Origin of the sequence: Rhodoferax lacus, from assembly GCF_003415675.1 — a bacterium.
Taxonomy (GTDB): Bacteria; Pseudomonadota; Gammaproteobacteria; order Burkholderiales; family Burkholderiaceae_C; genus Allorhodoferax; species Allorhodoferax lacus.
The window spans coordinates 1-23462 of the sequence record NZ_QFZK01000029.1 but is presented as its reverse complement, the minus strand read 5'-3'; the positions used below and the strand labels follow the sequence as shown (position 1 = coordinate 23462).

Annotated in this window: 23 protein-coding genes; 10 read left to right on the top strand and 13 right to left on the bottom strand. The window is 62.9% G+C overall.

Features of this window, described 5'->3' with window-relative positions:
• Positions 1-19 precede the first annotated feature (19 nt).
• The 5 genes from DIC66_RS21485 to DIC66_RS21465 are packed head-to-tail and all read right to left on the bottom strand — an operon-like array spanning position 20 to position 4317.
• On the bottom strand, positions 20-685 hold the full coding sequence (locus tag DIC66_RS21485) for an LON peptidase substrate-binding domain-containing protein (RefSeq protein WP_117180232.1): 666 nt from the start codon (positions 683-685) through the stop codon (positions 20-22).
• Positions 682-1359, bottom strand: a complete 678-nt coding sequence (locus DIC66_RS21480) for an ABC-type transport auxiliary lipoprotein family protein (protein ID WP_117180231.1) — start codon at positions 1357-1359, stop codon at positions 682-684. The genes DIC66_RS21485 and DIC66_RS21480 overlap by 4 nt, the downstream gene beginning before the upstream one ends.
• 8 nt (positions 1360-1367) lie before the next feature.
• Positions 1368-2366, bottom strand: coding sequence for an MlaD family protein (locus DIC66_RS21475; protein WP_117180230.1), 999 nt, complete (start codon positions 2364-2366; stop codon positions 1368-1370).
• A gap of 11 nt (positions 2367-2377) precedes the next feature.
• Complete coding sequence (locus DIC66_RS21470; RefSeq protein ID WP_233506051.1) at positions 2378-3163, bottom strand: ABC transporter ATP-binding protein; 786 nt, start codon at positions 3161-3163, stop codon at positions 2378-2380.
• Between the two features lie 26 nt (positions 3164-3189).
• Positions 3190-4317, bottom strand: coding sequence for an MlaE family ABC transporter permease (locus DIC66_RS21465; protein ID WP_420820511.1), 1128 nt, complete (start codon positions 4315-4317; stop codon positions 3190-3192).
• A gap of 98 nt (positions 4318-4415) precedes the next feature.
• On the opposite strand from DIC66_RS21465, the gene DIC66_RS21460 reads away from it, so the two are divergent.
• From DIC66_RS21460 to DIC66_RS21440, 5 genes are all read left to right on the top strand, one after another.
• A complete protein-coding gene (locus DIC66_RS21460; protein WP_117180228.1) occupies positions 4416-5207 on the top strand; it encodes an enoyl-CoA hydratase/isomerase family protein in 792 nt (263 codons plus the stop codon).
• Positions 5208-5210: 3 nt separating this feature from the next.
• Positions 5211-6482 carry a putative Na+/H+ antiporter gene (locus DIC66_RS21455; protein WP_199534819.1) on the top strand — a complete coding sequence of 424 codons (1272 nt, stop codon included), beginning with the start codon at positions 5211-5213 and terminating at the stop codon, positions 6480-6482.
• Between the two features lie 21 nt (positions 6483-6503).
• Positions 6504-8228, top strand: coding sequence for a GMC family oxidoreductase (locus DIC66_RS21450; protein ID WP_117180227.1), 1725 nt, complete (start codon positions 6504-6506; stop codon positions 8226-8228).
• 350 nt (positions 8229-8578) lie between these two features.
• Complete coding sequence (locus tag DIC66_RS21445; RefSeq protein ID WP_117180226.1) at positions 8579-9079, top strand: hypothetical protein; 501 nt, start codon at positions 8579-8581, stop codon at positions 9077-9079.
• 91 nt (positions 9080-9170) lie between these two features.
• Complete coding sequence (locus DIC66_RS21440) at positions 9171-9929, top strand: sulfite exporter TauE/SafE family protein (RefSeq protein WP_117180225.1); 759 nt, start codon at positions 9171-9173, stop codon at positions 9927-9929.
• A 35-nt stretch (positions 9930-9964) separates the two neighbouring features.
• Here DIC66_RS21440 and mrdA read toward each other — a convergent pair whose 3' ends face one another.
• From mrdA to DIC66_RS21420, 4 genes are read right to left on the bottom strand one after another with little or no spacing between them, the layout of a single operon-like run.
• On the bottom strand, positions 9965-11911 hold the full coding sequence (gene mrdA, locus DIC66_RS21435; protein ID WP_117180224.1) for a penicillin-binding protein 2: 1947 nt from the start codon (positions 11909-11911) through the stop codon (positions 9965-9967).
• Positions 11908-12438 carry a rod shape-determining protein MreD gene (gene mreD, locus DIC66_RS21430; RefSeq protein ID WP_117180223.1) on the bottom strand — a complete coding sequence of 177 codons (531 nt, stop codon included), beginning with the start codon at positions 12436-12438 and terminating at the stop codon, positions 11908-11910. Before mreD ends, mrdA begins: the two co-directional genes overlap by 4 nt.
• Positions 12435-13364: a rod shape-determining protein MreC gene (mreC, locus tag DIC66_RS21425; protein ID WP_117180222.1), complete on the bottom strand. Its 930-nt coding sequence runs from the start codon at positions 13362-13364 to the stop codon at positions 12435-12437. Before mreC ends, mreD begins: the two co-directional genes overlap by 4 nt.
• A gap of 15 nt (positions 13365-13379) precedes the next feature.
• Entirely contained in the window at positions 13380-14423 is a 1044-nt protein-coding gene (locus tag DIC66_RS21420; protein ID WP_117180221.1) for a rod shape-determining protein, read from the bottom strand.
• Positions 14424-14627: 204 nt separating this feature from the next.
• On the opposite strand from DIC66_RS21420, the gene gatC reads away from it, so the two are divergent.
• Genes gatC through gatB form a run of 3 tightly spaced genes read left to right on the top strand, consistent with a single transcriptional unit; the run spans position 14628 to position 17990 of the window.
• Complete coding sequence (gene gatC / locus DIC66_RS21415) at positions 14628-14927, top strand: Asp-tRNA(Asn)/Glu-tRNA(Gln) amidotransferase subunit GatC (protein WP_117180220.1); 300 nt, start codon at positions 14628-14630, stop codon at positions 14925-14927.
• A gap of 11 nt (positions 14928-14938) precedes the next feature.
• Positions 14939-16480 (top strand): Asp-tRNA(Asn)/Glu-tRNA(Gln) amidotransferase subunit GatA, encoded by a 1542-nt coding sequence (gene gatA, locus DIC66_RS21410; RefSeq protein WP_117180219.1) that lies wholly within the window; start codon positions 14939-14941, stop codon positions 16478-16480.
• Between the two features lie 10 nt (positions 16481-16490).
• Positions 16491-17990: an Asp-tRNA(Asn)/Glu-tRNA(Gln) amidotransferase subunit GatB gene (gatB, locus tag DIC66_RS21405; protein ID WP_117180243.1), complete on the top strand. Its 1500-nt coding sequence runs from the start codon at positions 16491-16493 to the stop codon at positions 17988-17990.
• A 34-nt stretch (positions 17991-18024) separates the two neighbouring features.
• Here the strand turns inward: gatB and DIC66_RS21400 are convergent, their stop codons facing one another.
• Positions 18025-18663 (bottom strand): DUF4124 domain-containing protein, encoded by a 639-nt coding sequence (locus DIC66_RS21400; RefSeq protein ID WP_233506049.1) that lies wholly within the window; start codon positions 18661-18663, stop codon positions 18025-18027.
• 3 nt (positions 18664-18666) lie between these two features.
• A complete protein-coding gene (pyrE, locus tag DIC66_RS21395) occupies positions 18667-19368 on the bottom strand; it encodes an orotate phosphoribosyltransferase (protein WP_117180217.1) in 702 nt (233 codons plus the stop codon).
• On the opposite strand from pyrE, the gene DIC66_RS21390 reads away from it, so the two are divergent.
• Positions 19367-20059: an exodeoxyribonuclease III gene (locus DIC66_RS21390; RefSeq protein ID WP_199534818.1), complete on the top strand. Its 693-nt coding sequence runs from the start codon at positions 19367-19369 to the stop codon at positions 20057-20059. The two genes, pyrE and DIC66_RS21390, sit on opposite strands and share 2 nt — an antisense overlap.
• Before the next feature lie 39 nt (positions 20060-20098).
• Here DIC66_RS21390 and DIC66_RS21385 read toward each other — a convergent pair whose 3' ends face one another.
• Complete coding sequence (locus tag DIC66_RS21385; RefSeq protein WP_117180216.1) at positions 20099-20560, bottom strand: DUF4411 family protein; 462 nt, start codon at positions 20558-20560, stop codon at positions 20099-20101.
• Positions 20557-21738 (bottom strand): ImmA/IrrE family metallo-endopeptidase, encoded by a 1182-nt coding sequence (locus DIC66_RS21380; protein ID WP_117180215.1) that lies wholly within the window; start codon positions 21736-21738, stop codon positions 20557-20559. Before DIC66_RS21380 ends, DIC66_RS21385 begins: the two co-directional genes overlap by 4 nt.
• Before the next feature lie 451 nt (positions 21739-22189).
• On the opposite strand from DIC66_RS21380, the gene DIC66_RS21375 reads away from it, so the two are divergent.
• Positions 22190-23221 (top strand): hypothetical protein, encoded by a 1032-nt coding sequence (locus DIC66_RS21375; RefSeq protein ID WP_117180214.1) that lies wholly within the window; start codon positions 22190-22192, stop codon positions 23219-23221.
• Positions 23222-23462: the final 241 nt, after the last annotated feature.

Below are 23462 nucleotides of genomic sequence, written 5' to 3'. Positions count from 1 at the left end.
TGCCGGGCCGTCTGGCAGTTCAGGAGCCGGACATTTTGGCCAGCAGATCGCCCACCAGTTCGAGGCGCAACAGCGGGCTGTCCAACTGCAACAGACCCTGCTTGGTGGCCGCAGGAATGGCCAGCACATCGCACCAGCGGTTGGCCACCCAGCCGCAGTCATCGAAGCGGTAGGGCTGGTTCAACAGCGGGGCCGACAGCCCGGCCTGCTGCTCCTGTTGTTCGACCACATGCGCCAGGCCCTGTGCAATGGGCAGCAGATCTTCAGGAACCGGGCTGGGCAGGTCGGCCGCCAGCGTGTTGGCATCGGCTACCCACAGGCCGTGCTTGAGCTGGCGGCGCTCGCGGATGCGAAAGCGCGCGCCACCGTTGCAGCGGATTACCATCAGCCCGGCATGGGGTGTGGCGAATTCCACGATGTGCGCCAGGGTGCCGACATCGGCAAACACCTCGTTGGCAAAGGCATCACCCGTGGGTTGTGCCGTGTCGCGCTGGCGCACCTCGCGACCCTGTACCAGTGACACCACGCCAAACGGCGTGCCGTTCTTGAAGCACTTGCCAATCAGGTCCAGGTAGCGCACTTCAAAAATTTGCAGGCTGAGCGTGCCATCGGGAAACAGCACAGTGTTCAGGGGAAACAGCGGCAAGGACTCCAGTGCCACACCTGCTGCCAGCGGGTCTGTCATGGTGTTGGCGCCTCGGCCGCTGCGGCCTGCTGCAGCCATGCATCGAGTTGCACGATCAGTGCGTCACTGGCCTGTGCCAAAGCGCGCACGCCACCGGCAGCATCCGCCGTGCTGGCAGGGTGCTGCACTACAAAGGAGGTTTGCGCCACAGGCTTGGGCGGCGTGCCGCTGCGCCCCAGCGTGGCCCGCACGCGCACCAGGCCGGCACTGCTTTGCGCGGTGTTGAACAACTGGCTGAATTCTTCCAACTCCAGGCGCAATGTCAGCGTGCCCGGGGCCACCGCGTCCATGGGCGCGAGCACGCTGCGGCGCTGGCCCAGCGTCTCGCGCAGGCGCTGGCGCAGCAGTTGCGCCGGCGGCATGCTCCAGCGCGCCTGCGCATAGGGGCGCGGTTGCTGCGCATCGGCATAGGCCAGGCGGTACAGCACGGCGCTGCTGTCCAGCGCGGCAGCAGCCTCCACCTCGGCCAGCAGCACGGTGGGCAGGGGTGCCATGCGGTTGGCCATGGCCGGGGCGGTGCTGCCGGGGCCAAAGTCATACACGGTGACGCGGGCGGCGGGTGTGGAGCAGCCTGCCAATCCGGTCAGAACGGCCATGGCCAGCACGGCCACCAGGCGTGGCAGCAGGGCCTGCACGCGGGGTGGAACCAAAGGGTTTTGAAAAGGGTTCTGCATGGTGGGCCTTACTTGTCAGACGGGGGTGGCACAAAGCCGCTCTCGCCCGGGCCGGGTTGCGCCGCGCCCCGGCCCAGCAGCAGGGACTGCGGCTGATCGGCCAGGCCTTCGGCCACGCGGCCAAACTGGCGTACGGTGCGGGCGGCGTCATCGGTGGTGCGATTCAGGCGCGGCAGCAGCGTGGCATTGAGCGCGGTGCTGGTGGCGGCCAGGGCCTCGGTGCTGCGGGCAATCTTGTCCAGCGTGCCACCGGGTTCGTTGATACGGGTGGTGGTGCGCCTGAAGTTCTCGGCCGAACCCTTGACCACTTCGGCACTGTCGCGCAGGCGCTCGGCGGTGACCTGCATGCTCTTGAGGCTGCTCTCGGCCTGCGCAGCCACCCGCGGCAGGCTGGCACTGCCTTCGGGGCCGTTGCCGGTGAGCACCTGGTCGGCATGGTGGGCCAGTGTGCCCAGTTTGGCAGCCGCCTTGGACAGATTGTTGACGGCTTCCACCATGGCCTTCTGGTTGTCGGGATCGAGCAGGCCGTTGAGGCGCTGGCTGGCCTGGTCAAGCTGGCCCAGCATGTGGCCGCCCTGCTCGGTCAGGCGCGACATCAGGCCCGGGCGCATGGGAATGCGGGCCAGGCGCGTGCTGCTGGTGGCCAAGGCCTGGGTGGACTCGCCGCTGTCATCGAGCTGGATGAAGGCCAGGCCCGTCACGCCCTGAAAGCCCAGGCTGGCAAAGGTGCTGGTGGTAATGGGCGCGGCGTCACTGACGGCAATGCGCACCAGCACGTTGCCGCGCGTCTGGGTATCCAGCGTGATGCTGGTCACGCGCCCTACCTGCACGCCCTTGTAGCGCACCCCGGCCTGCGGCTGCAGGCCGGAGACGGCGTCCTTGCTGGAGATCTCGAAACTGCGCTGGCTGCTGGTGTCGCGCGTGAGCCAGACCGCCAGAGCGATCAGCATGGCGACCAGCAGCAGCACAAAGGTGCCGGCGGCCAGGGCGTGGGATTTGTTTTCCATCGGTATCTCTTTTATACGCCTTGTGGCCTGTGGGCCGACTGGCCCTGCAAAACTTCCATGGCCCGGTAGCCGCGCTCTCCCAAAAAGAACGCGTGCACAAAGGGGTGGTCAAAGCGGATGGCTTCGCGCGGCTCTGCGTCCACGATCACATGCTTGTCGGCCACCACCGCAATGCGGGTGCTGAGCTCGAAGATGGTGTCCAGGTCGTGCGTGACCATCACCACCGTCAGGCGCAGCTCCTGGTGCAGCGAGCGCAGCAGGGTACAAAAGGCGTCCGACGCATCGGGGTCCAGCCCGGCGGTGGGCTCGTCGAGCAGCAGCAGCGGCGGATCCATCACCAGCGCGCGCGCCAGCGCCACGCGCTTGACCATGCCGCCCGACAGGTCCGAGGGCATCTTGTGCGCGGCCGACGGGTCCAGCCCCACCATCTGCAGCTTGACCATGGCAGTGTCGTGGATCAGGGCACGCGGCAGGGTGCCCAGCTCACGCAAGGGAAAGGCGATGTTCTCCAGCACGGTAAAGGCCGAGAACAGCGCGCCGTGCTGGAACAGCATGCCCACGCGGCTGGCGGCCCCTGCGCGGCCGAGCTCGCTGGCGGGCTCGCCCAGCACCGTGACGCTGCCACTTTGCGGCGTCTCCAGCCCCAGCATCTGGCGCAGCAGCACCGTCTTGCCGCTGCCTGAGCCGCCGACGATGGACAGGAACGCGCCCTGGGCAATGCTCAGGTTCAGGTCCTGGTGGATGACGGCGCGAACACCGCGTGTGCTGAAGGCCGAGCACAGGTTTTCAATCTTCACGACCGCTGAAGATGTGGCCTGCGCATTCACAGTCCCACCCCCTTGAACAGCACCGCAAACAGCGCGTCCACCAGGATCACCATGGTGATGGAAGTGACCACCGAGGCGGTGGTGCCCTCACCCAGGCTCTGGGTATTGGGCAGCACACGCAGGCCGAAATGGCAGCCGTTCAGCGCAATCAGCAACCCAAACACCACTGACTTGGCCATGGCCAGCCACAGGTTGGAGAGCTGCACCGCCTTGGGTAAGGCAATCAGAAAATACTCCGGCGACAGGCCCATGGTGAGGTCGGTGGCCAGCATGCCGCCCAGCAGCGCAGCCGCCGTAGTCCAGGCCGCCAGCAACGGCATCACCAGCGCCAGCGCCAAGGCGCGCGGCAGCACCAGGCGGTAGCCCCAGCGTATGCCCATGACGCGCATGGCGTCGAGCTCTTCGGTCACCCGCATCACGCCGATCTGCGCCGTGATGGCCGAGCCCGAGCGCCCGGCAATCAGGATGGCGGCCAGCACCGGCCCCAGCTCACGGATCAGCGCCATCCCCAGGATGTTGACGATGAAGGCATCGGCCCCGAACTGGCGCAACTGGCGCGCCATCAGGTAGGCCAGCACCACGCCCACCAGAAAGCCGACCAGGGCGGTGATGGGCAGGGCCGTGGCGCCAATGCGGTAGATGTGGCCCGAGATGTCGCGCCAGGGCGCGCGGCTGGGGTCGCGCAGAAACTGCAGCAGGTCCAGCAGCAGCTGGCCGGTCAGGCGCAGGGCACTCAGCAGATGGCTCTCCACGCCCATGAGCCACTGGCCCAGTTGCAGGAAGCGCTGCCACAGGCTGTGGCGCTCGGGCTTGGGCGGCAACACAGTGAAACGGGCCACGCGGTTGAGGGTGGCGCGCTGCAGGTCCAGCACCAGCACATGGCGCGGCCAGGCGTGGCCCCAGGTGTTCCACAGCAGCTGGGCGCCGGTGTGGTCCAGCCGGGTGATCTGGCGCAGGTCCCAGCTGGCTTCCATCTGGGCTTTGGCATGGCGGGGCAGGGCCTCTTCCAGCGCGGTCCAGTTGTCCAGTTGCGCCAGGGTGGCCGCACTCCAGCTGCCGTACAGAGTCACGCTCTCGCTGTTGGCGGAGGCTTCCTTGACGATGCGGGGCTGGGGGTCTTGCACGGGGCTTGGAGGGGGGGCAAAAAGATTATGGTTTGCATGGTACCGCTTGTGCGCCGCTTGCAAGCAAAATACAGGCTCCACCCTTTGCACACCCCGCCATGTCCAGCACCCGCCCCTTTTCCTCCACACCCGAACTGTCGGTTGAGCTGCGCGACCATGTGCTGTGGCTGACCATCACCCGCGAAGAGCGGCGCAATGCCATGAGCCACGGCGTGCTGGCAGCCATGGCCGAGGCCTTTGTGCAGGCGCAGGGCCAGCGTGGCATCCGCGCCATGGTGCTCACCGGTGCGGGCAGCAAGGCCTTTTGCGCCGGGGCCGACCTGCAAAGCGCCAGCGCCTTCACCACCGACTACTCCGAGCCGCAGGGCCACCTGGCGCAGGTGCTGCGTGCCGCACGCGCCAGCACCATCCCGCTGATTGCCCGCGTCAACGGCGCCTGCATGGCCGGTGGCATGGGCCTCTTGAGCATGTGCGACATGGCAGTGGCTTCCAGCCACGCCGTGTTTGGCCTGCCCGAAGTGAAGGTGGGTGTGTTCCCGGCCCAGGTGCTCAGCGTGCTGCAGCACCTGATTCCGCGCCGCGTGCTGGTGGAGATGTGCATCACCGGCGAGCCCATCAGCAGCGCGCAGGCCCTGCAGTACGGTCTGGTGAATTACGTGGACGATGACGTGGACGCCAAGCTGCAGTGGCTGCTGGAGCGCGTGCTGGACAAATCGCCCGCAGCCATTCGCCGCGGCCTCTATACGCTCAAGGCCGTGGAGTCCATGGCTTTCGAGGAATCCATGTCGTTTACCGAAAGCCAGATCGCCCTCTTCGCCCTCACCGAGGATGCCCGGGAGGGCATACAGGCCTTTCAGGACAAGCGCAAACCGGTCTGGAGCGGGCGCTAAAGCATGGCCGAGCCGATTGTTCACAGCAGCCTGATGCAGACCGTGGGTGCGGTGCTGTTTGGCCTGGCCCTGCTGCACACCTTTTGCGCCAAGCAGTTCGAGGTGCTGGCGCACCGCCATCCGCGCCACGCCGGGCTGTTGCACCTGCTGGGCGAAGTGGAGGTGGTGTTTGGCTTCTGGGCCTTTGTGCTGATTGCCAGCATGGCCCTGCTGGCCGGCGGCACGCAGGCCATTGCCTATGCCGAGTCGCTGCAATACACCGAGCCGCTGTTCGTGTTTGTGGTGATGGTGGTGGCGGCCTCCAAGCCAGTGCTCTCCATCGTGCAGCGGTTGCTGGCGGGCGTGGCCCGCCTGGTGCCCCTGCCCACGCCGCTGGTGCAGGCCTGGCTGGGTCTGGCGGTGGTGCCGCTCCTGGGCTCGCTGATTACCGAGCCAGCCGCCATGACACTGGCCGCGCTCATGCTCGCCAACCAGATATTTCGCGACGGCATACCCGAGTGGTTGAAGTACGGCGCTTTGGGCGTGCTGTTTGTCAACATCTCGATAGGCGGCACGCTGACGTCTTACGCCGCTCCACCCGTGCTGATGGTGGCCACCACCTGGAACTGGGACACCGCCTTCATGGCCAGCACCTTTGGCTGGAAGGCCGCACTGGCCGTGCTGGTGAACGCCAGCGGCATGGCTTTTCTGCTGCGCCGGCATCTGGGGCAGGCGGCACAGGCCGCAGGCGGCAGCGATGAAGCCATGCCATTGGCCGTGAGCCTGATCCACCTGCTGGTGCTGGGCGGCGTGGTGGTGCTGGCCCACCACCCGGTGCTGTTCCTGGGCCTGTTCCTGTTTTTTCTGGGCTATACCCAGGCCTATGCGCGCTACCAGAGCCCGCTGATCCTCAAAGAAGGCTTGCTGGTGGGATTCTTCCTGGCCGGGCTGGTGGTGCTCGGTGGCCTGCAGCAGTGGTGGCTGCAGCCCATCGTCTCCAGCCTGGCGCCCCTGGCCCTGTTCTTTGGCGCCGTGGCCCTGACCGCCGTGACCGACAACGCCGCACTCACCTACCTGGGCTCGCTGATCGAAGGGATATCGGGCGCCTCGCAGTACATGCTGGTGGCCGGGGCCGTCACCGGTGGCGGTCTCACCGTCATTGCCAATGCCCCCAACCCGGCCGGCGTGGCCCTGCTCAAGAGCGGATTCAACGACGGCTCGATTGGCGCCATTGGCCTGCTGCTAGGCGCCCTGCTTCCCACCGCCGTGGCGGCCCTCTTCTTTTTGCTGCTGTGAGCAGCGTACCCCTACACACCCATGAGCGACACCACTTTTGACTACATCATCGTAGGCGCCGGCACAGCCGGCTGCCTGTTGGCCAACCGCCTGTCTGCCAACGCCAGCAAGCGCGTGCTGCTGATCGAGGCCGGCCGGCGTGACGACTACCACTGGATCCACATCCCGGTGGGCTACCTGTACTGCATCGGCAACCCGCGCACCGACTGGCTCTACAACACCGAACCCGACGCCGGCCTGAACGGCCGCGCCCTGCGCTACCCGCGCGGCAAAACGCTGGGCGGCTGCAGCAGCATCAACGGCATGATCTACATGCGCGGCCAGGCACGCGACTACGACCAGTGGGCCCAGCTCACCGGCGACGCCAGCTGGCAGTGGGACAACGCCTTGCCCTACTTCAAGCTGCACGAAGACCATTACAAGGGCGCCAGCAGCCTGCACGGCGCGCGCGGCACCCCGGCCGAGCTGCTCCAGGATGCGGGCACCACCTACCGCAAAACCCTGCGCCACCACCAGGCCGGGGGCGAATGGCGGGTGGAGAAGCAGCGCCTGCGCTGGGATGTGCTGGATGCGTTTGCCCAGGCCGCCACACAGGCCGGCATACCGGCCACTGACGACTTCAACCGCGGCGACAACACGGGCGTGGGCTACTTCGAGGTGAACCAGAAAGCCGGTTGGCGCTGGAATACGGCCAAGGCCTTTTTACGCCCCACCTGCTACGCCCGCCCCAACTTTGAACTCTGGACTGGTGCGCAGGTGTCCAAGCTCATCGTCGAAAAAAACACCGGCACCGACAGCAGCCGCCCTTTGCGCTGCACCGGCTTGCAGGTGTGGAACGGCAGCGAGATGGTCACCGTGCAGGCGCGCGCCGAGGTCATCCTCTCGGCCGGTGCGATTGGCTCGCCGCAGATCCTGCAGCTCAGTGGCCTGGGGTCGGCCGCCCTGTCACAGTCGCTGGGCATTCCGGTGGTACAGGACACGCCCGGTGTGGGCGAAAACCTGCAGGACCATTTGCAGATCCGCGCGGTCTTCAAAGTGAAAAACGCCGTGACCCTCAACACCCAGGCCAACTCGCTGTGGGGCAAGGCCAAGATCGGCCTGGAGTACGCCCTCAAACGCAGCGGACCCATGAGCATGGCGCCCAGCCAGCTCGGGGCCTTCACCAAGAGCGACCCCACCCAGCCCCACGCCAACCTGGAGTACCACGTGCAGCCGCTAAGCCTGGAGGCCTTTGGCCAGCCCCTGCACAGCTTCAATGCCTTCACGGCCAGTGTGTGCAACCTCAACCCCACCAGCCGCGGCCATGTGCGCATCACCTCAAGCGACTTCCGCCAGGCCCCGGCCATCGCCCCGCACTACCTCAGCACCGAGGCCGACCGCCAGATCGCGGCCGACTCGCTGCGCCTGACGCGCCAGATCGTGGCCCAACCGGCCTTGCAGAAGTACGCACCCGAGGAATACAAGCCCGGCGTGCAATTCCAGACCGACGCCGAGCTCTCCCGCCTGGCCGGTGACATTGCCACCACCATCTTCCACCCCGTAGGCACCACCGCCATGGGGCGTACCGACGATCCGATGGCCGTAGTGGACACGCGCCTGAAGGTGCGCGGCGTGGCCGGCCTGCGCGTGGTCGATGCCGGCATCATGCCGCGCATCACCAGCGGCAACACCAACTCGCCCACCCTCATGATTGCCGAAAAGGCCGCGCAATGGATAGCCGAGGACGCAGAGGCGACAGACAGATAAGCCCGTCTTCACAGGGTAAGTCCCAATCCCCAAGAAGTGACCCAAAGGTTACATTCCATTCGTTCGCGTGTTGGAGCGATAGACATTCCTTCCATCGGCACGAGACTTGATAAGAAAACGATCCCGAGGAACTAGCTGCCTGACACGTATCAAGGCGGCAACTCAAAGCAAGAACAGTGGCACCACGACGTGCCACAAAAAAGCACCAGCCAGTCTGGTGCTTTTTTTTTGCCCGCTGAAAGCTCGTCCATCCTGCCGAGAAATGACACACTCTGAACATCGTCAGTATCGGTGCACCTGCGTGAACAAATTGGGGGGCGACCGGTGACCGGCTGCTTTCAAATCGAGGGATGAAAAAACTACTCTACTTGATTGCCCTGACCATTCTTCTTTCGGGTTGCGCGACCTACGGAAGGCCATTTGAAAAGTATCCCGCGATAGAGAACAGCAAAGGACAGTTAGTCATCTTCAACCAATCTTCGCCGGAAGAAAAGTTGAATTTCAAGCCACAAGTGCTGTGCAACGGAAAACGCTGCGGGACAGTCATAAACGGTAGGGGTGAGGGTGGATACACCGCAAAAGATTACCCGCCCGGAAAATTGACTGTATCCATGTTGCCAGACCCTTCTTGGGCACTGGGCCCCACTATTCGCATCAAAGCGAATAGCCTTGATGTGAATCTCATCGAAAACAAGCGCACCGTGGTTCGGGTTGAGCTAATCCAGGGATCGGAATCCTATTGGGGAACCACTCTGAGTTCCGCACACCACACTTACCAGATATTCGAAGTACCAGAGGAAAAGGCGGAAAGCCTTTTGAAGGGGCTAAAGCAAGCCCGCACCTATGAATAGAAATTTTCCACAATGGTGATTCAGTCCCCACAGCACTGAAGAACCCAGGGTCGCGCTCTCAATTGAAACAGAAGGCAGCGACAATCCCCGCATGGAAATGCTTGTTGTCACCCTGGCCTCGTTGTTCGCGGGCTTTGTCGATTCCATGGTGGGCGGTGGTGGCCTGATTCTGGTTCCGGCCCTGCTGACCACCTTCCCCAACGCGCATCCGGCCACGCTCTTTGGCACCAACAAGGGCGCCTCGGTCTGGGGCACCGGCATGGCGGCGCTGCAATACAGCCGCCGCGTCACCCTGCCCTGGCCTGCGCTCCTTCCCGCGGCACTGGCCGGTTTTGTCGCCTCGCTGGGAGGTGCCTGGCTGGTGACGGTGGTATCCCCCGACTACCTGCGCAAACTGCTGCCCGCCATCCTGCTGCTGGTGCTGGGCTACACCCTGGCCAAGAAGGAGCTGGGGCGCCACCACACGCCGAAGTTCACCGGCAGGATGGAAGTCGCGCTGGCCTGCTGCATAGGGGCTGCCATCGGCTTTTACGACGGTTTTTTCGGCCCCGGAACCGGCAGCTTTTTTGTCTTCTGCCTGGTGCGTTTCCTGGGCTATGACTTCCTGCACGCCTCGGCGGCAGCCAAGGTGCTCAACACCGCCACCAACCTCTCGGCCCTGGGGCTGTTCATCTACAAGGGCCACATCTGGTGGCACTTCGCCCTGGCCATGGCCGTGGCCAATGTGGTGGGCAGCCTGGCGGGCACGCACATGGCGCTCAAGCACGGCACCGGCTTTGTGCGCTGGGTGTTTATTGCCGTGGTCACGGCGCTGATCTGCAAGACGGGCTACGACGCTTTTTTGCGCTGAGCAGCGAACCACACGCAGTGGGGAGCGTGGGGGCCCTACCTCACCGGAGGCCAGGGCATCTCGGATACCAACCGCGGCTTGCCTATGGGCGCGGCCGCCTGGCCCTTGCTGACCGCTGCCAGGTCTTCCGCGTTGGGATACTGGCCCGCCAGCCAATAGTCCAGCACACGGCGCGCAATCGGGGCGGCGTGCTCGGCGCCAAAACCGGCGTTCTCCACCACCATAGCCAGGGCGATCTTGGGGTCGTCTGCCGGGGCGTAGGCCACGTACAGGGCATGGTCGCGCAGATGCTCGGCGAGTTTGCTGGCATCGTATTTCTGGTCCTTGCCAATGCCCACGGCCTGCGCCGTGCCGGTTTTGCCGCCACTGGCATAGGCAGCGCCGGCAAAGGCGCGCGCCGAGGTGCCTTCGATGGTCACACCCACCATGGCTTTGCGGATCACCTCCACATTGGCAGGCTTGAGGCCCAGGTTCACACTGGGCGGCGGCGTGGTGGGCACAAGGACGTGGCTCACCGCCTCCTGGGTACCGGTCACCAGGTGGGGCGGGTGGCGCACGCCGTTGTTGGCCAGGGTGGAGACGGCCTGCGCCAGCTGCAGCATGGTGAAGGCGTTGTAGCCCTGGCCGATGCCCAGTGAGATGGTCTCGCCGGCATACCACTTCTGCTGGTCGGCGCGCTTGTAGGCGCGGCGCTTCCAGTCGGTGGAGGGCAAGAGGCCGCGTGTCTCACCCAGGATGTCCACACCGGTCAGGTCACCAAAGCCGAAGCGCTGCATCTGCTCGTGGATGGTGTCCACGCCCAGGTCATTGGCCAGGGTGTAGTAGTAGGTGTCGCAGGAGACGACGATAGAGCGGTACATGTTCACCAGACCATGCCCACCCTCCTTGTCATCGCGGAAACGGTGGCCGCCAAACATGTAGAAGCCAGGGTCGGACACACTTTGCTCGGGCGTGCGCGTGCCGGTCTCCAGGGCGGCCAGCGCCATGAAGGGCTTGTAGGTGGAGCCTGGCGGGTAGGTGCCGCGCAGCGCGCGGTTGAGCAGGGGCTTGTCGGGCGACTCGTTGAGGGCCTGCCAGCTTTCGCTGTCTATGCCCTCGACAAACAGGTTGGGATCAAACGTGGGCTTGCTGACAAAGGCCAGCACCTCGCCGGTCTTGGGGTCCAGGGCCACCAAGGCGCCGCGGCGCTCACCGTACATGGCCTCGATCAGCTGCTGCAGCTTGATATCGATGGACAGCTTGACGGTGTTGCCCGGAGTGGCAGGGTTGCTGGCGAGCTTGCGCATGGCGCGCCCGCCAGCCGAGGTCTCAATCTCTTCCACCCCGGTGGTGCCATGCAGCTGCGCCTCGTAACTTTGTTCCACGCCCAGCTTGCCCATGTACTCGGTGCCGCGGTAGTTGTCGGGGTCATCGCCCTCGTCGATCTTTTCTTTCTCAGCCTGGTTGATGCGGCCGATGTAGCCGATCACGTGGCTGGCCAGTTCACCATACGGGTAGTTGCGGAACAGCCGGGCCTTGATTTCCACACCGGGAAAGCGGAACCGCTGCGCGGCGAAGCGGGCCACCTCGGTATCCGTCAAACGGGTGCGAATGGGCAGGGACTCGAAGCTGCGCGACTCTTCCAACAACTTCTTGAAGCGGCGCCGGTCACGCGCAGTGATGTCGAGCACGCCGGACAGGTCATCGAGCACCTCTTCCAGCGGACCACTTTTGCTGGGGGTGATTTCCAGCGTGTAGGCCGAATAATTGCTGGCCAGCACGATGCCGTTGCGGTCCAGGATCAGGCCGCGGTTGGGGACGATGGGGACGATGGAGGTGCGGTTGTTTTCCGCCTGCGCGCGCAAATCGTCATGGCGCCAGATCTGCAGATACAAAAGGCGTGAGATCAGCAGCACAAAGCACACCAGCACCACCAGGCTGATCACAAAGATACGGGCGCGAAAGCGCGCCAGGTCCGCCTCGACGTTGCGCAGGACCGTCATAGGGGTCGGTTGGCGTCGGGGTCGGGTGCGCGCCGTTGGGGCGCCAGCAGCGCAATGCTGGCCAGCGGCCAGAGCAGTGTTTCCAGCAGGGGCGACAACAGCATCCAGAAGCCCGCAAAGGCGCCACCGGCCAGCAGCCGCAGGCTTACCTCCACCACATGCGCAGCAATGAACAGCGGCAGCACCTGCAAGGCCTGCAAGGGCACCGGAAACCACAGCAGGCGGCGCTGTATGGTGACGGCAAAGAAGCTGAGCACGGTGTAGGCCAGGGCGTTTTGACCCAGCAGGGCGCCCTGGTGCACGTCCATCAACAGGCCAAACACAAAGGCGGCTCCAATGCCCACGCGCTGCGGCTGGTGCACAGTCCAGAACACCAGCACCACGGCCAGCAGGTCGGGCACCCAGGCAGCTCGCCCCGTCAGGCCCATGTTCAGGAACATGTCGCACAACATGGCAGCCAGCAGGCTGCCCCAGACAAACAGGGGGTTGGCGGGCAGCAGCAGTTGCTGACCCTGGCGCATGATCATGGCTTGATGGGGTCTCCGCGTTTGTTGCGCACCGCAGCGGGCGGCTCGGGTGCCGGTCGTGCGGGCACCTGGTCGGTCAGCGGCTCCAGCACCAACACATGGCTGGCACCCGACACCAAGGCGGCGGGCACGCAGTAGATGCGGGCAAAGATGGCATCCACCCGGCGGTCCACCTTTTCCACCCGGGCCACGGGCAGGCCGGGCGGGTAGATGCCATCGACACCGCTGGTGGTCAGCAGATCGCCCACCACCGCGTCCGAGTTGGCCGCCATGTAGCGCAGCTCCATGGCATCGGCATGGGTAGAGGTGTCGCCAAAGGCCACGCCGCGCGCACCGGTACGGGTGTTGAGCACGGGGATGGCGTGGTCGCGGTCGGTGATCAGCGTCACCTCGCTGACCATGGGGTAGACGCGCGTGACCTGGCCCAGCACACCGCGCTCATCGAGCACCGGCGAGCCCGGCTTGACCTTGTCCAGCAGGCCCTTGTCGATTACCACCTTGCGCGAATACGGATCGGCCGCGTCATACAGCACCTGGGCAGCAATGCCGGTGGTTTGCAGGCGCTGGCGCAGGTCCAGCAGCTTGCGCAGGCGCTCGTTCTCCAGCGTGAGCTGCTCCACCTGGTTGGCCTTCTGGGACTGCAGTCCCAATTGCTTGAAGGCCTCTTCCTTGGAGCGCTGGGCCGCGTTCAGGCTGTAGAAATATTCACTGCTACCCTGCACCAGATGAACCGGTTGCAAGGCCAGCCACTGCACCGGATACAACACAGTGCCCAACGCCATGCGCAGCGGCTGCATGACCTTGAAGCGTGCATCAGCCACCATCAGGAACAGGGCCAGGGCACTGCAGACGGCAAGCCGGGACAGGGCCGAAGGGCCCTGGCGGAAGAACGGGGGGGGAGCTCTGTCCAGCGAACCCAGCGGCATCGCTGACCTCGCTGCTTATTCGCTGGTGAAAATGGAGCCCAGGCGCTCCATCTGCTCCAGCGCAATGCCGCAGCCGCGCACCACGCAGGTCAGCGGGTCTTCGGCCACCAGCACCGGCAGGCCGGTTTCTTCGGCCAGCAGGCGGTCCAGGTCGCGCAGCAGGGCGCCGCCGCCGGTGAGCATCATGCCGCGGTCGGCAATGTCGGCACCGAGTTCGGGCGGGGTCTGTTCCAGCGCGTTCTTCACGGCCGAGACGATGTTGTTGAGCGGGTCGGTCAGCGCTTCCAGAATTTCGTTGGAAGAGATGGTAAAGCTGCGCGGCACGCCCTCCGAGAGGTTGCGCCCACGCACTTCCATTTCCTTGACCTCGGAGCCGGGGAAGGCCGAGCCGATTTGCTTCTTGATGGCTTCGGCCGTGGGCTCGCCAATGAGCATGCCGTAGTTGCGGCGGATGTAGTTGATGATGGCTTCGTCAAACTTGTCGCCGCCCACGCGTACGCTGCCCTTGTAGACCATGCCGCCCAGCGAAATCACGCCGACTTCGGTAGTGCCACCGCCAATGTCCACCACCATGGAGCCGCTGGCTTCCGATACCGGCAGGCCCGCACCAATGGCCGCTGCCATGGGCTCTTCGATCAGGAACACATCGCTGGCACCGGCGCCCAGTGCGCTTTCGCGGATAGCGCGGCGCTCGACCTGGGTGGAGCCGCAGGGCACGCAAATGATGATGCGCGGGCTGGGCTTGAAGATGCCGCGCGGATGCACCATCTTGATGAACTGCTTGAGCATCTGCTCGGTGACGGTGAAGTCGGCAATCACGCCGTCCTTCATGGGGCGAATGGCTTCGATGTTGCCGGGCACCTTGCCCAGCATGGCCTTGGCTTCGCGGCCCACGGCCTGGATGGTTTTCTTGCCCTGGGGCCCGCCTTCGTGGCGGATGGCGACCACCGAGGGTTCGTCCAGAACAATGCCCTTGTCGCGCACAAAAATCAGGGTGTTGGCCGTACCGAGGTCAATGGCCAGGTCGGTGGAGAAATACCGACGGAAAGATCCAAACATCGCAAAATCCTCTCAGGCACAAACAGGGGCTTCGCCCGTCCATCGCCGTGTTCTATTCAGTAAAAGTGGTGGCTTGGGCACTTCATAGTGCGTTGGAGCGCACCGAAGGCCAAAGGCAGGATAATAACCGATCGCCTGGGAATACCCTGTGCAGCGCCACCCGTCTGGCACCCCTTTACCTTTGCTTTCAATCCCCTTTCATCCATGTCACTGACTTCTTCCGACATCGCGCGCATCGCCAAACTGGCACGCCTGGAGCTGAGTCCCGCGCACGGCGAGCGCATGCTGGGCCAGCTCAACAGCTTTTTTGACATCGTCGAGCAGATGCGCGCCGTGGACACCACTGGCGTGGAGCCGCTGGCCCATCCGGTGGCCACGATCGGCGACATCGCCCTGCGCCTGCGCGACGATGTGGTGAGCGAGCCCAACAACCGCGAGGCCAACCAGGCCAGCGCCCCGGAAGTCCAGAACGGCTTGTTCCTGGTGCCCAAGGTTATTGAATAAGGCGCGCCACCATGACCAGTTCTCTCTCCCAAACTGCCCTGCACGACCTGAGCGTGCAGCAATTGGCTACCGCCTTGTCCAGCAAGCAGGTGTCGGCTGTGGAAGCCGCCCAGCACTTTCTGCAGCGCGCCGCCGCCCACAGCGCCCTGGGCGCCTATGTCGATGTAAACACCGAGGTCACGCTGGCCCAGGCCGCGGCAGCCGACGCGCGCATTGCCAGCGGCACGGCAGGCGCGCTGGAAGGCGTGCCGATTGCGCACAAGGACATCTTCGTCACCCGGGACTTTGCCACCACAGCGGGCTCGCGCATGTTGGCCGGTTACCGCTCCCCGTTTGATGCCACCGTGGTCGCCAAACTGGGCGCCGGTGTGGCGGGCGGTGCGCCCGGCGCGGGCATGGTCACGCTGGGCAAGCTCAACTGCGACGAGTTCGCCATGGGTTCGAGCAACGAAAACTCGGCCGTGCCCCCCGTCGGGTTTGACGCCCCGGCACCGGTGCGCAACCCCTGGAACACCGAGCGCATTCCCGGCGGCTCCTCGGGCGGCAGCGCCGTGGCCGTGGCCGCGCGCCTGACACCCGCAGCCACCGGCACCGACACCGGCGGCTCGATCCGCCAACCGGCGTCTTTTTGCGGCATCACCGGCATCAAGCCCACCTATGGCCGGGCCTCACGCTATGGCATGGTGGCCTTTGCCTCCAGCCTGGACCAGGCCGGCCCCATGGCACGCAGCGCAGAAGACTGTGCCCTGCTGCTCACCGCCCTGTGCGGCCCGGATCTGGACCGCGACTCCACCTCGCTGGATGTGCCCGCCGAGAACTACAGCCGCAGCCTGAAGGACTCCATTGAAGGCCTGCGCATTGGTGTGCCACAGGAATTCTTTGGCGCCGGTCTGGCCGACGACGTGCGCGCAGCCGTCAACGCAGCACTGGCTGAATATGAAAAACTGGGTGCCAAGCTGGTGCCCATCAGCCTGCCGCGCACCGAGCTGTCCATCCCCGTCTACTACATCATTGCCCCGGCCGAAGCGTCGAGCAATCTGAGCCGCTTTGACGGCGTGAAATTCGGCCACCGTGCCAAGCAGTACACCGACCTGGCCGATATGTACCAGAAGACCCGCTCCGAGGGTTTTGGTGACGAGGTGCAGCGGCGCATCATGATCGGCACGTATGTGCTGTCCCACGGCTACTACGACGCCTACTACCTGCAGGCGCAAAAGATCCGCCGCATGATTGCCGACGATTTCCAGAACGCCTTCAAGGTCTGCGATGTGATCGCCGGACCGGTCGCACCGACCGTGGCCTGGAAGCTGGGCGAAAAATCGGATGACCCGGTGGCCAACTACCTGGCCGACATTTTTACCTTGCCGGGCTCGCTGGCCGGTCTGCCGGGCATGAGCCTGCCGGTGGGGTTTTCCAACACCGAACAAGACCGGGGCATGCCCATTGGCATGCAGCTCATCGGCAACTATTTTCAGGAAGCACGCCTGCTGAACGCGGCCCACCGTTTTCAGCTGGCCACCGGCTTTCACGCGGCCAAGCCCGCAGGATTTTGATATGGCAAGCATGAACGAACCCATCCTCCTGGACCGCCCGGACGCGCCGCTGGTCGCCGGCTACGAAGTCATCATCGGCTTTGAGACGCACAGCCAGCTGTCCACGCAATCGAAGATTTTTTCGCGCGCTGCCACCGCCTTTGGCGCCGAGCCCAACACCCAGGCCTGCGCCGTGGACCTGGCGCTGCCCGGCACCCTGCCGGTGATGAACCGGGGCGCGGTGGAACGCGCCATCGAATTCGGCCTGGCCGTGGGCGCACACATTGCCGAGAAGAGCGTGTTCGCGCGCAAGAACTATTTCTACCCCGACCTGCCCAAGGGCTACCAGATCAGCCAGTTCGAGATTCCCGTGGTGCAGGGTGGCCACGTGGAATTCTTCCTGGACGAGAAAAAAATGTCGGTACGCCTGGTGCGCGCCCACCTGGAAGAGGACGCGGGCAAATCGCTGCACGAAGACTTCATTGGTCAGAGCGGCATTGACCTGAACCGTGCCGGCACACCGCTGCTGGAAATCGTCACCGAGCCGGACATGCGCTCCAGCGCGGAGGCCGTGGCCTATGCCAAAGAGCTGCACAAGATCGTCACCTGGATCGGCATCTGCGACGGCAACATGCAGGAGGGCTCGTTCCGCTGCGACGCCAATGTGTCGGTGCGCAAGCCCGGTGGGCCTTTGGGTACGCGGCGCGAGATCAAGAATTTGAACAGCTTCAAGTTCATGCAGCAGGCCATCGATTACGAGGTGCGCTGGCAGATCGAGCAGATCGAGGACGGCAACAAGATCCAGCAGGCCACCGTGCTGTTCAACCCCGACACCGGCGAGACCCGCGCCATGCGCACCAAGGAAGACGCGGCCGATTACCGCTACTTCCCCGACCCCGACCTGCCCCCGCTGTGCATCGCGCGCGACTGGGTGGAGCAAGTGCGAAGCCAGATGGCCGAGCTGCCGCGCGCCATGGCGGCGCGTTTTGTGGCCGACTATGGCCTGGGTGAATACGACGCCACGCAGCTCACGCAAAGCCTGGCCCTGTCGGCCTATTTTGAAGCGGTGGCCAAGGCCTGCACCAGCCCGAAGCTGGCCAGCAACTGGATCACTGGCGAGTTGGCACGGCGCCTGAATGCGCAAGACCTGTCGATTGAGCAGACGCCGATCAACGCCGGGACATTGGCTGCACTGATTGGCCGCATCAATGACGGCACCATTTCCAACAACGCGGCCCGGCAAGTTTTTGACGAGTTGTGGAAAGCCGCCGCAAACACGGACGCGAACGCAGGCAGCGTCGATGCCCTCATTGAGAGCTTGGGCCTCAAGCAGATGAACGACTCCAGCGCGCTGGAGAAGATCGTGGATGACGTGATCGCCGCCAACGCCAGGAACGTGGCCGAATTCAAGGCTGGCAATGAGAAAGCGCTCAATGCCCTGGTAGGCCAGATCATGAAGGCCAGCAAGGGCCGGGCCAATCCGCAACAGGTCAATGATCTGCTGCGCGCCAAGCTGGCATCAATGCGGTGAACCGGAGTGGGCTGGCCAACGGGGGCCAGCGCTGTCAATGAGTACCGGGCGGCCAGAGCTGGCGCAGGCGCACCAGCTCCGCGTCGAAGCGGGTGTTGATGCGTTTGGTTTCCTCTTCCTGGTCCAGGATCAAACGCTTCTGCGCGTCCATGTTCAGGTTGTTTTCTTCCACCTGGCGGCGCAGGTACTGCGGCGCCTTGGTCGGGTCCTTGCGGTAGAACTCCATTTCATCGTCCAGCTTCTTGCGCTGCACCCCAAGCTCTGACAGTCGCGCAACCGCCACCTTGGCTGCGGCAACGCTTTGGGCAACCGCTTCGGCGCGCTCCCGGTCGTGCGCGGCGCGGTTGGGGAATCGCATGAGCAAGGCCTTGTCGCGCCGCCGGTCTTCGGCCGTGCGGTTGTTCGCTTCCTGCTCCTGCTTGTCTTTGGCCTCTTTTTGGGCGCGCTCCGCAGCGGTCAGGCTGGGGCCGATTTTCTGGGCCACGGTGCCGCTGGGGTTGAGCACTTTTTGCTCCCGGTCCAGGCATTCGGGAATGGGACGATCCGAAGTGAGCTTGCGGCCCTGGGCATCCACGCAGGTGTAGATGCCACCCACAACGGTACCTTGCGCCCATGCAAGAAAAGGCGCACTGCACACTGCCACTGCCAGCATCAGCTGACTTGATCGTTTCATTTTTTAGCTTTCCTCAACCCCGTAACGCTGGCGGTATGCAAGCACCCGCTGATGGTCCTGCGCCGACGTGGCGTGACCCCCGGCTTCCAGGTACTGCATCAGGTCGGACAACCTGGCAATCGAGCAGACCTGCAAACCCAGCGTGCGTTGCACATATTGCACCGCACTATAGGGCACATCCTGGCCTTTGTCTGTGGCCATCTCCTGACGGTCCAGCGCAATGCACACGGCATGCGGCGTGGCGCCAGCAGCCTGGATGATGGCAATGGATTCACGGGCGGCAGTGCCGGCCGACATCACGTCATCCACGATCAGCACCCGGCCCTTGAGGGGCGCGCCCACCAGGGTGCCGCCCTCGCCGTGGTCCTTGGCCTCTTTGCGGTTGTAGGCAAAGGGCACGTTGCGGCCCCGGCGCGCCAGCTCCACCGCCAGTGCCGCACCCAGCGGAATGCCCTTGTAGGCCGGGCCAAACACCATGTCAAATTCAATGCCGCTCTCCAGCAGGCGCTGGGCATAGAATTCCGCCAAACGCAGCAGCTTGGCGCCATCGTCGAACAGCCCCGCGTTGAAGAAGTACGGGCTCATGCGACCCGCCTTGGTCTTGAATTCACCAAAGCGCAGCACCCCGCACTCCACGGCAAACGCCACAAACGCCTGCGCCAATGGGTCTGCCACCGGGGCAGGCGATGGGTCTTGATTCGACATGGGAGATTCCTTGTTTAAGTTAACCAGCCTCAACCTCAACGGCATCCGTTCCGCCACCAGCAAAGGTCTGGAGGCCTGGCTGGAACAGACTGCGCCCGATTGTATTTGCGTGCAGGAGATCAAGGCCCAGGCGCCGGACCTGGCGGACAAATTTGAGGCCCTCTCAGGCCTGAAGGGCTACTTCCACCTGGCCGAAAAAAAGGGCTACTCCGGCGTGGGCGTCTACACCCGGCTGGAGCCCAGCGATGTCGTGGTGGGCTACAACTCGCCCGAGTTCGATCCGGAAGGCCGCTACGTGGAGCTGCGCTTTGACACACCCAAGCGCAAACACTCCATCATCAGCGCCTACTTTCCCAGCGGCTCGTCGGGCGAAGAGCGCCAGCAGGCCAAGTTCCGCTTCCTGGACGAGATGTACCCCTACCTCATGGCGCTCAAGGGCCAGCGCGACTTCATCCTGTGCGGCGACATCAACATCGCCCACCAGGAAATCGACCTGAAGAACTACAAGGGCAACAAGAAGAACTCCGGCTTTCTGCCCGAGGAGCGCGCCTGGATGACCCGGCTGCTGACCGAAGGCGGCCTGGTGGACGTGTACCGCCAGCTGGAACCCACGGCCACCGATGCCTGCTACACCTGGTGGAGCAACCGCGGCCAGGCTTATGCCAAGAATGTGGGCTGGCGTCTGGACTAGTCAATGCGACAAAAAACCCACATTTATTTTTCTTGCGACTCAGAAACGCCAACGCTCAAAGCGCACAACATCAAGCATTGGGCTCCAGGCCACACCGAGGCTGTCGCAAATGCGGGGGATCTTGACGTTGCCCTTCCTGGGCTTTTCACTGGTAATAAGGGTGGCGCCTTTCGCCATCGCCGCGGCAACGAAAAACGGGTCGCCCTTGATGCTGTCAAGGTTTGTGACCACACCGGCATAGACAGGCATGACCTTGGACAGTGCCTCTTGAATAGACTCGTCTATCGCCCAAATCATCTGCTCCCGCCTCTCATAGACCCAGGCGCGCCAAGCGTCATCCTTGGCTTCCAGCTCGTCTATCAAAGTCTGCGGAGCCTTCAGGCGGCCGTCCTGGATGAGACCGTCCAGCTTGTCCCAAAATGCTGGAAAGATGTCAATGGGGTAGTAGCGCTCCCCTGCGTCGATGACTGCGCTGGTATCTATGCAATAAATCGTCGTCATGCTTCAGCCATGCTCCCCGCAGCCAGTTCGCGAATGCGGGGGAGGTGGCGAATCTTCACGCCTAAGTAGTCAGACACCGTGGACAGGTCGATGCGGTCGTTCTCGTAGGCATCGAGCACTAAGCGCACAAACGGTCGGCCCAGGTTTTTCACCGCCATGACAGCCGGACTAGGCCCTCCTCCGCCATCTTGACGCTGGGATAGCTTGAAGAGCTGATATTCCTCACGGAACTGCGATCGCAAGGCAATGTACTGCCGCTGCGACGCGTGGCCCAAGGTGATGAGGCGAACCAGCATGGCTTCGCGACTGACGCAAAAGGGCTTGGCCAGCAATCCAAGCTCATCCAGAGTCCAGTCTCTTGCGCCCCTATCGCCCAGCATCGCCAGAATTTTGTTCGCCGGCATCAGCACTGCAGCGGCTACTGCGTTGCAGAAGCGCTCTATCCTGGCGTCAGGCGTAATGTCCTCGGACGGTGCGAGGTCGCAAATGCCGCCTTGCCGAAGAAGCAGATGGGTCAACTCATGCATCAGAGTAAAGCTTCTGCCTGCGGGCGCATCAGCGCCGTTTAGGATAATCACCGGCAACTGATCAAAGAATATGGCCGCTCCGCGCATCTGTTCCGTCGGCACTCTGCTCGCCTCGAACACAAGCACCCCTTGCGATTCCACGGCTGACTTGCGAGCTTTGAACGCGATTTCTGGCGTCTTCCATATTCGTGATTGCTCGTCAGTGACTTGCAGGAGTTGCGTTACTCGGGCAGCGACGCTTTCCGTATCCTCGTGCAGCGAGGCTTGTGCCTCAAATGTCGGGACTACCGCCTCAATTTCACGCGCAAGCGTCAAAGCCTCGTCTCGCCTTTGACGGGCGCGTCGAAGCTCAATGTTGACGGACGGAGCCGGCGGATGATGCGCAACTTCCCGGTCAAGGCGAAAGTCATGCGTTGATGCTTCCCGAGGGGGAGGAGCTGACAGGAAAAAAAGCGCCAATGGCCGCTTAAATACGCCAGCAACCAATTGCAACTGATGGAACGTCAGCATGGCGGTGCCGGACTCTGCCGCATGAAGCCTGTCGACAGAGACATGCAGCTTGGACGCCGCGTCCTCCAAGGAATATCCAGCCGTCTCCCTTGCCCATACGAGCAAAGAAGGTTGGATCTTCGCGGGAACCGACTTGGACATGCGGGAAATTTTCCAAATTTTGGCGATTTGCTTGACCAGTTTACCTTCTTTCGTTTAAGGCGTCCTATTGGGGCGGACGGCGAAACGCAGATGCGAAAGCGGCAGGTTTGGCAACGCAGAAAAGTAATCCTTGATCACCGTAGCCAAGGTTTAGATACGTGAATTCGCATTCAATATTCAACGGCGGGTGGTCGCCGAAACTCAGATCGCCGCCGCCAGCCCCTTATCGGCCAGGTCGGGAGAGGCCCAATGGTAGTCAATGCGACAAACAAACCTACATTTCTAACGCTGTCGAAGCTGGCACTTGAGCACAAGGCATTGCCCAAAGCTGCAAAGCCTCAAGTTGCGAGTACTTTCGGTTATCGTATGCACTTCAAAGGGAGGCGTAACCCATACCGGATCTGTTTCCGAGTCATATAAGAGTGCGCCTGAAAAACAAGGCAATAATCGAATGCAAGACGCAAGGGTTACTTTCTACACGGCCGCAAAATGCGGTTTTTACAAGCGTGGCGAGAAATTGCCCAGCTTCGGGGGCTTAGCTGACACATTCCAGCAACTAGCCGATTGGAGCAACGGGCTTGCCCTTTCTTTAACCAAGTTGACCGACCCGGCTCCAGATGCGGACACTATGCCGGTTTACATGCTGGAGATGGTGCCATGCGGAAATGGATGGATTCTGGCCTGCTGGAATGAAGTCCCCTCGACTGACGGAAGCATCACATCAGTTAGCAAGGACTCTATCGTTGGTGCGCCCCAGGTCCACATGAATGAGGTCGTGGAAAATTCGATCCCTGGATATGCGACTTACTTCTGGGTTATCCCAGAGAAAAATGTCGTTGCAAGCATCAAATTCCGCGACTTCACCACGGGGTTGAAGGCCATGTCAGACTATGCATATGATTTTTTGGCACTGGAGTCCAAATATGCCATAGATGCCGTAGATGCTGAAGGCCAATCCTACATTGCAGGCTACACCGACAAGGGTGACAACATAGCGACAGCAGCAAAGCCTAAGTTTCAGTTGGTCACATTCAACAAGAAGGGGCGGCGGGCCTACCTGTTAGAGAACCATGCCAAGATAAAGAAGGTATTGCGCGTTGGGCGAGTCACGCTTGAGAATGTCGTGGACCGAACAACTTTTCAGTCTCTGGTGCGTTTTATCCGTGGTGATCTGACTAGGAACTCAGATGTTGAAGTCGGAGTTCATTCGGCGAGGGTTGAGCTTCAATACACGCCCACTGAGGAAGAACTGAAAGCGATGATAGAGGCAGATGACGCGGACGATGACGGGTCTCGCTGGGAGGACCTTGGTTTTGAACTGAATGGCGAAGGCAGCACCATTTGGCTTAATCGTTCGAGGGCAAGCGACACATTTGCTCTAAACGTAGAGTTAGGTGCCTCCGGCGTAGTGAAGACTGAAATGTTGGCTCAGGCGCTCAATGCGCAACGCGACCAAATTTTGCAGCTTTTAGAAGATGCTTAGGGTTATTTTTTTGCTGTTGGTATTCTGCTGCGCTTGCATTGCCTGCGTCGTAGGGTTCTTGCTGGGAAAGAACGTACCTTTTGCACAGCAATGGCCGTTATTTGAAGCTCTACGGTATGCGTCCGGCAATCCCATGTTGAATCGATCGCCATGATCAGGCATCGTCCCCACGAAGGAGATCATGGAGACTATGAATCAAGTGTCGACAGTGGCGCGCCCTCGCCGGCGTGAGTACAGCGTG

Excerpts from the sequence above, each read along its gene's own strand:
- DIC66_RS21390 (WP_199534818.1), top strand. The coding sequence starts at position 19,367 with ATGGGAGATTCCTTGTTTAAGTTAACCAGCCTCAACCTCAACGGCATC.
- DIC66_RS21475 (WP_117180230.1), bottom strand. The coding sequence starts at position 2,366 with ATGGAAAACAAATCCCACGCCCTGGCCGCCGGCACCTTTGTGCTGCTG.
- gatC (WP_117180220.1), top strand. The coding sequence starts at position 14,628 with ATGTCACTGACTTCTTCCGACATCGCGCGCATCGCCAAACTGGCACGC.
- DIC66_RS21480 (WP_117180231.1), bottom strand. The coding sequence starts at position 1,359 with ATGCAGAACCCTTTTCAAAACCCTTTGGTTCCACCCCGCGTGCAGGCC.
- DIC66_RS21460 (WP_117180228.1), top strand. The coding sequence starts at position 4,416 with ATGTCCAGCACCCGCCCCTTTTCCTCCACACCCGAACTGTCGGTTGAG.
- DIC66_RS21400 (WP_233506049.1), bottom strand. The coding sequence starts at position 18,663 with ATGAAACGATCAAGTCAGCTGATGCTGGCAGTGGCAGTGTGCAGTGCG.
- DIC66_RS21455 (WP_199534819.1), top strand. The coding sequence starts at position 5,211 with ATGGCCGAGCCGATTGTTCACAGCAGCCTGATGCAGACCGTGGGTGCG.
- mrdA (WP_117180224.1), bottom strand. The coding sequence starts at position 11,911 with ATGACGGTCCTGCGCAACGTCGAGGCGGACCTGGCGCGCTTTCGCGCC.
- gatA (WP_117180219.1), top strand. The coding sequence starts at position 14,939 with ATGACCAGTTCTCTCTCCCAAACTGCCCTGCACGACCTGAGCGTGCAG.
- gatB (WP_117180243.1), top strand. The coding sequence starts at position 16,491 with ATGAACGAACCCATCCTCCTGGACCGCCCGGACGCGCCGCTGGTCGCC.
- mreC (WP_117180222.1), bottom strand. The coding sequence starts at position 13,364 with ATGCCGCTGGGTTCGCTGGACAGAGCTCCCCCCCCGTTCTTCCGCCAG.
- DIC66_RS21385 (WP_117180216.1), bottom strand. The coding sequence starts at position 20,560 with ATGACGACGATTTATTGCATAGATACCAGCGCAGTCATCGACGCAGGG.
- DIC66_RS21440 (WP_117180225.1), top strand. The coding sequence starts at position 9,171 with ATGGAAATGCTTGTTGTCACCCTGGCCTCGTTGTTCGCGGGCTTTGTC.
- DIC66_RS21380 (WP_117180215.1), bottom strand. The coding sequence starts at position 21,738 with ATGTCCAAGTCGGTTCCCGCGAAGATCCAACCTTCTTTGCTCGTATGG.
- DIC66_RS21485 (WP_117180232.1), bottom strand. The coding sequence starts at position 685 with ATGACAGACCCGCTGGCAGCAGGTGTGGCACTGGAGTCCTTGCCGCTG.
- DIC66_RS21445 (WP_117180226.1), top strand. The coding sequence starts at position 8,579 with ATGAAAAAACTACTCTACTTGATTGCCCTGACCATTCTTCTTTCGGGT.
- DIC66_RS21420 (WP_117180221.1), bottom strand. The coding sequence starts at position 14,423 with ATGTTTGGATCTTTCCGTCGGTATTTCTCCACCGACCTGGCCATTGAC.
- DIC66_RS21375 (WP_117180214.1), top strand. The coding sequence starts at position 22,190 with ATGCAAGACGCAAGGGTTACTTTCTACACGGCCGCAAAATGCGGTTTT.
- pyrE (WP_117180217.1), bottom strand. The coding sequence starts at position 19,368 with ATGTCGAATCAAGACCCATCGCCTGCCCCGGTGGCAGACCCATTGGCG.
- mreD (WP_117180223.1), bottom strand. The coding sequence starts at position 12,438 with ATGATCATGCGCCAGGGTCAGCAACTGCTGCTGCCCGCCAACCCCCTG.
- DIC66_RS21450 (WP_117180227.1), top strand. The coding sequence starts at position 6,504 with ATGAGCGACACCACTTTTGACTACATCATCGTAGGCGCCGGCACAGCC.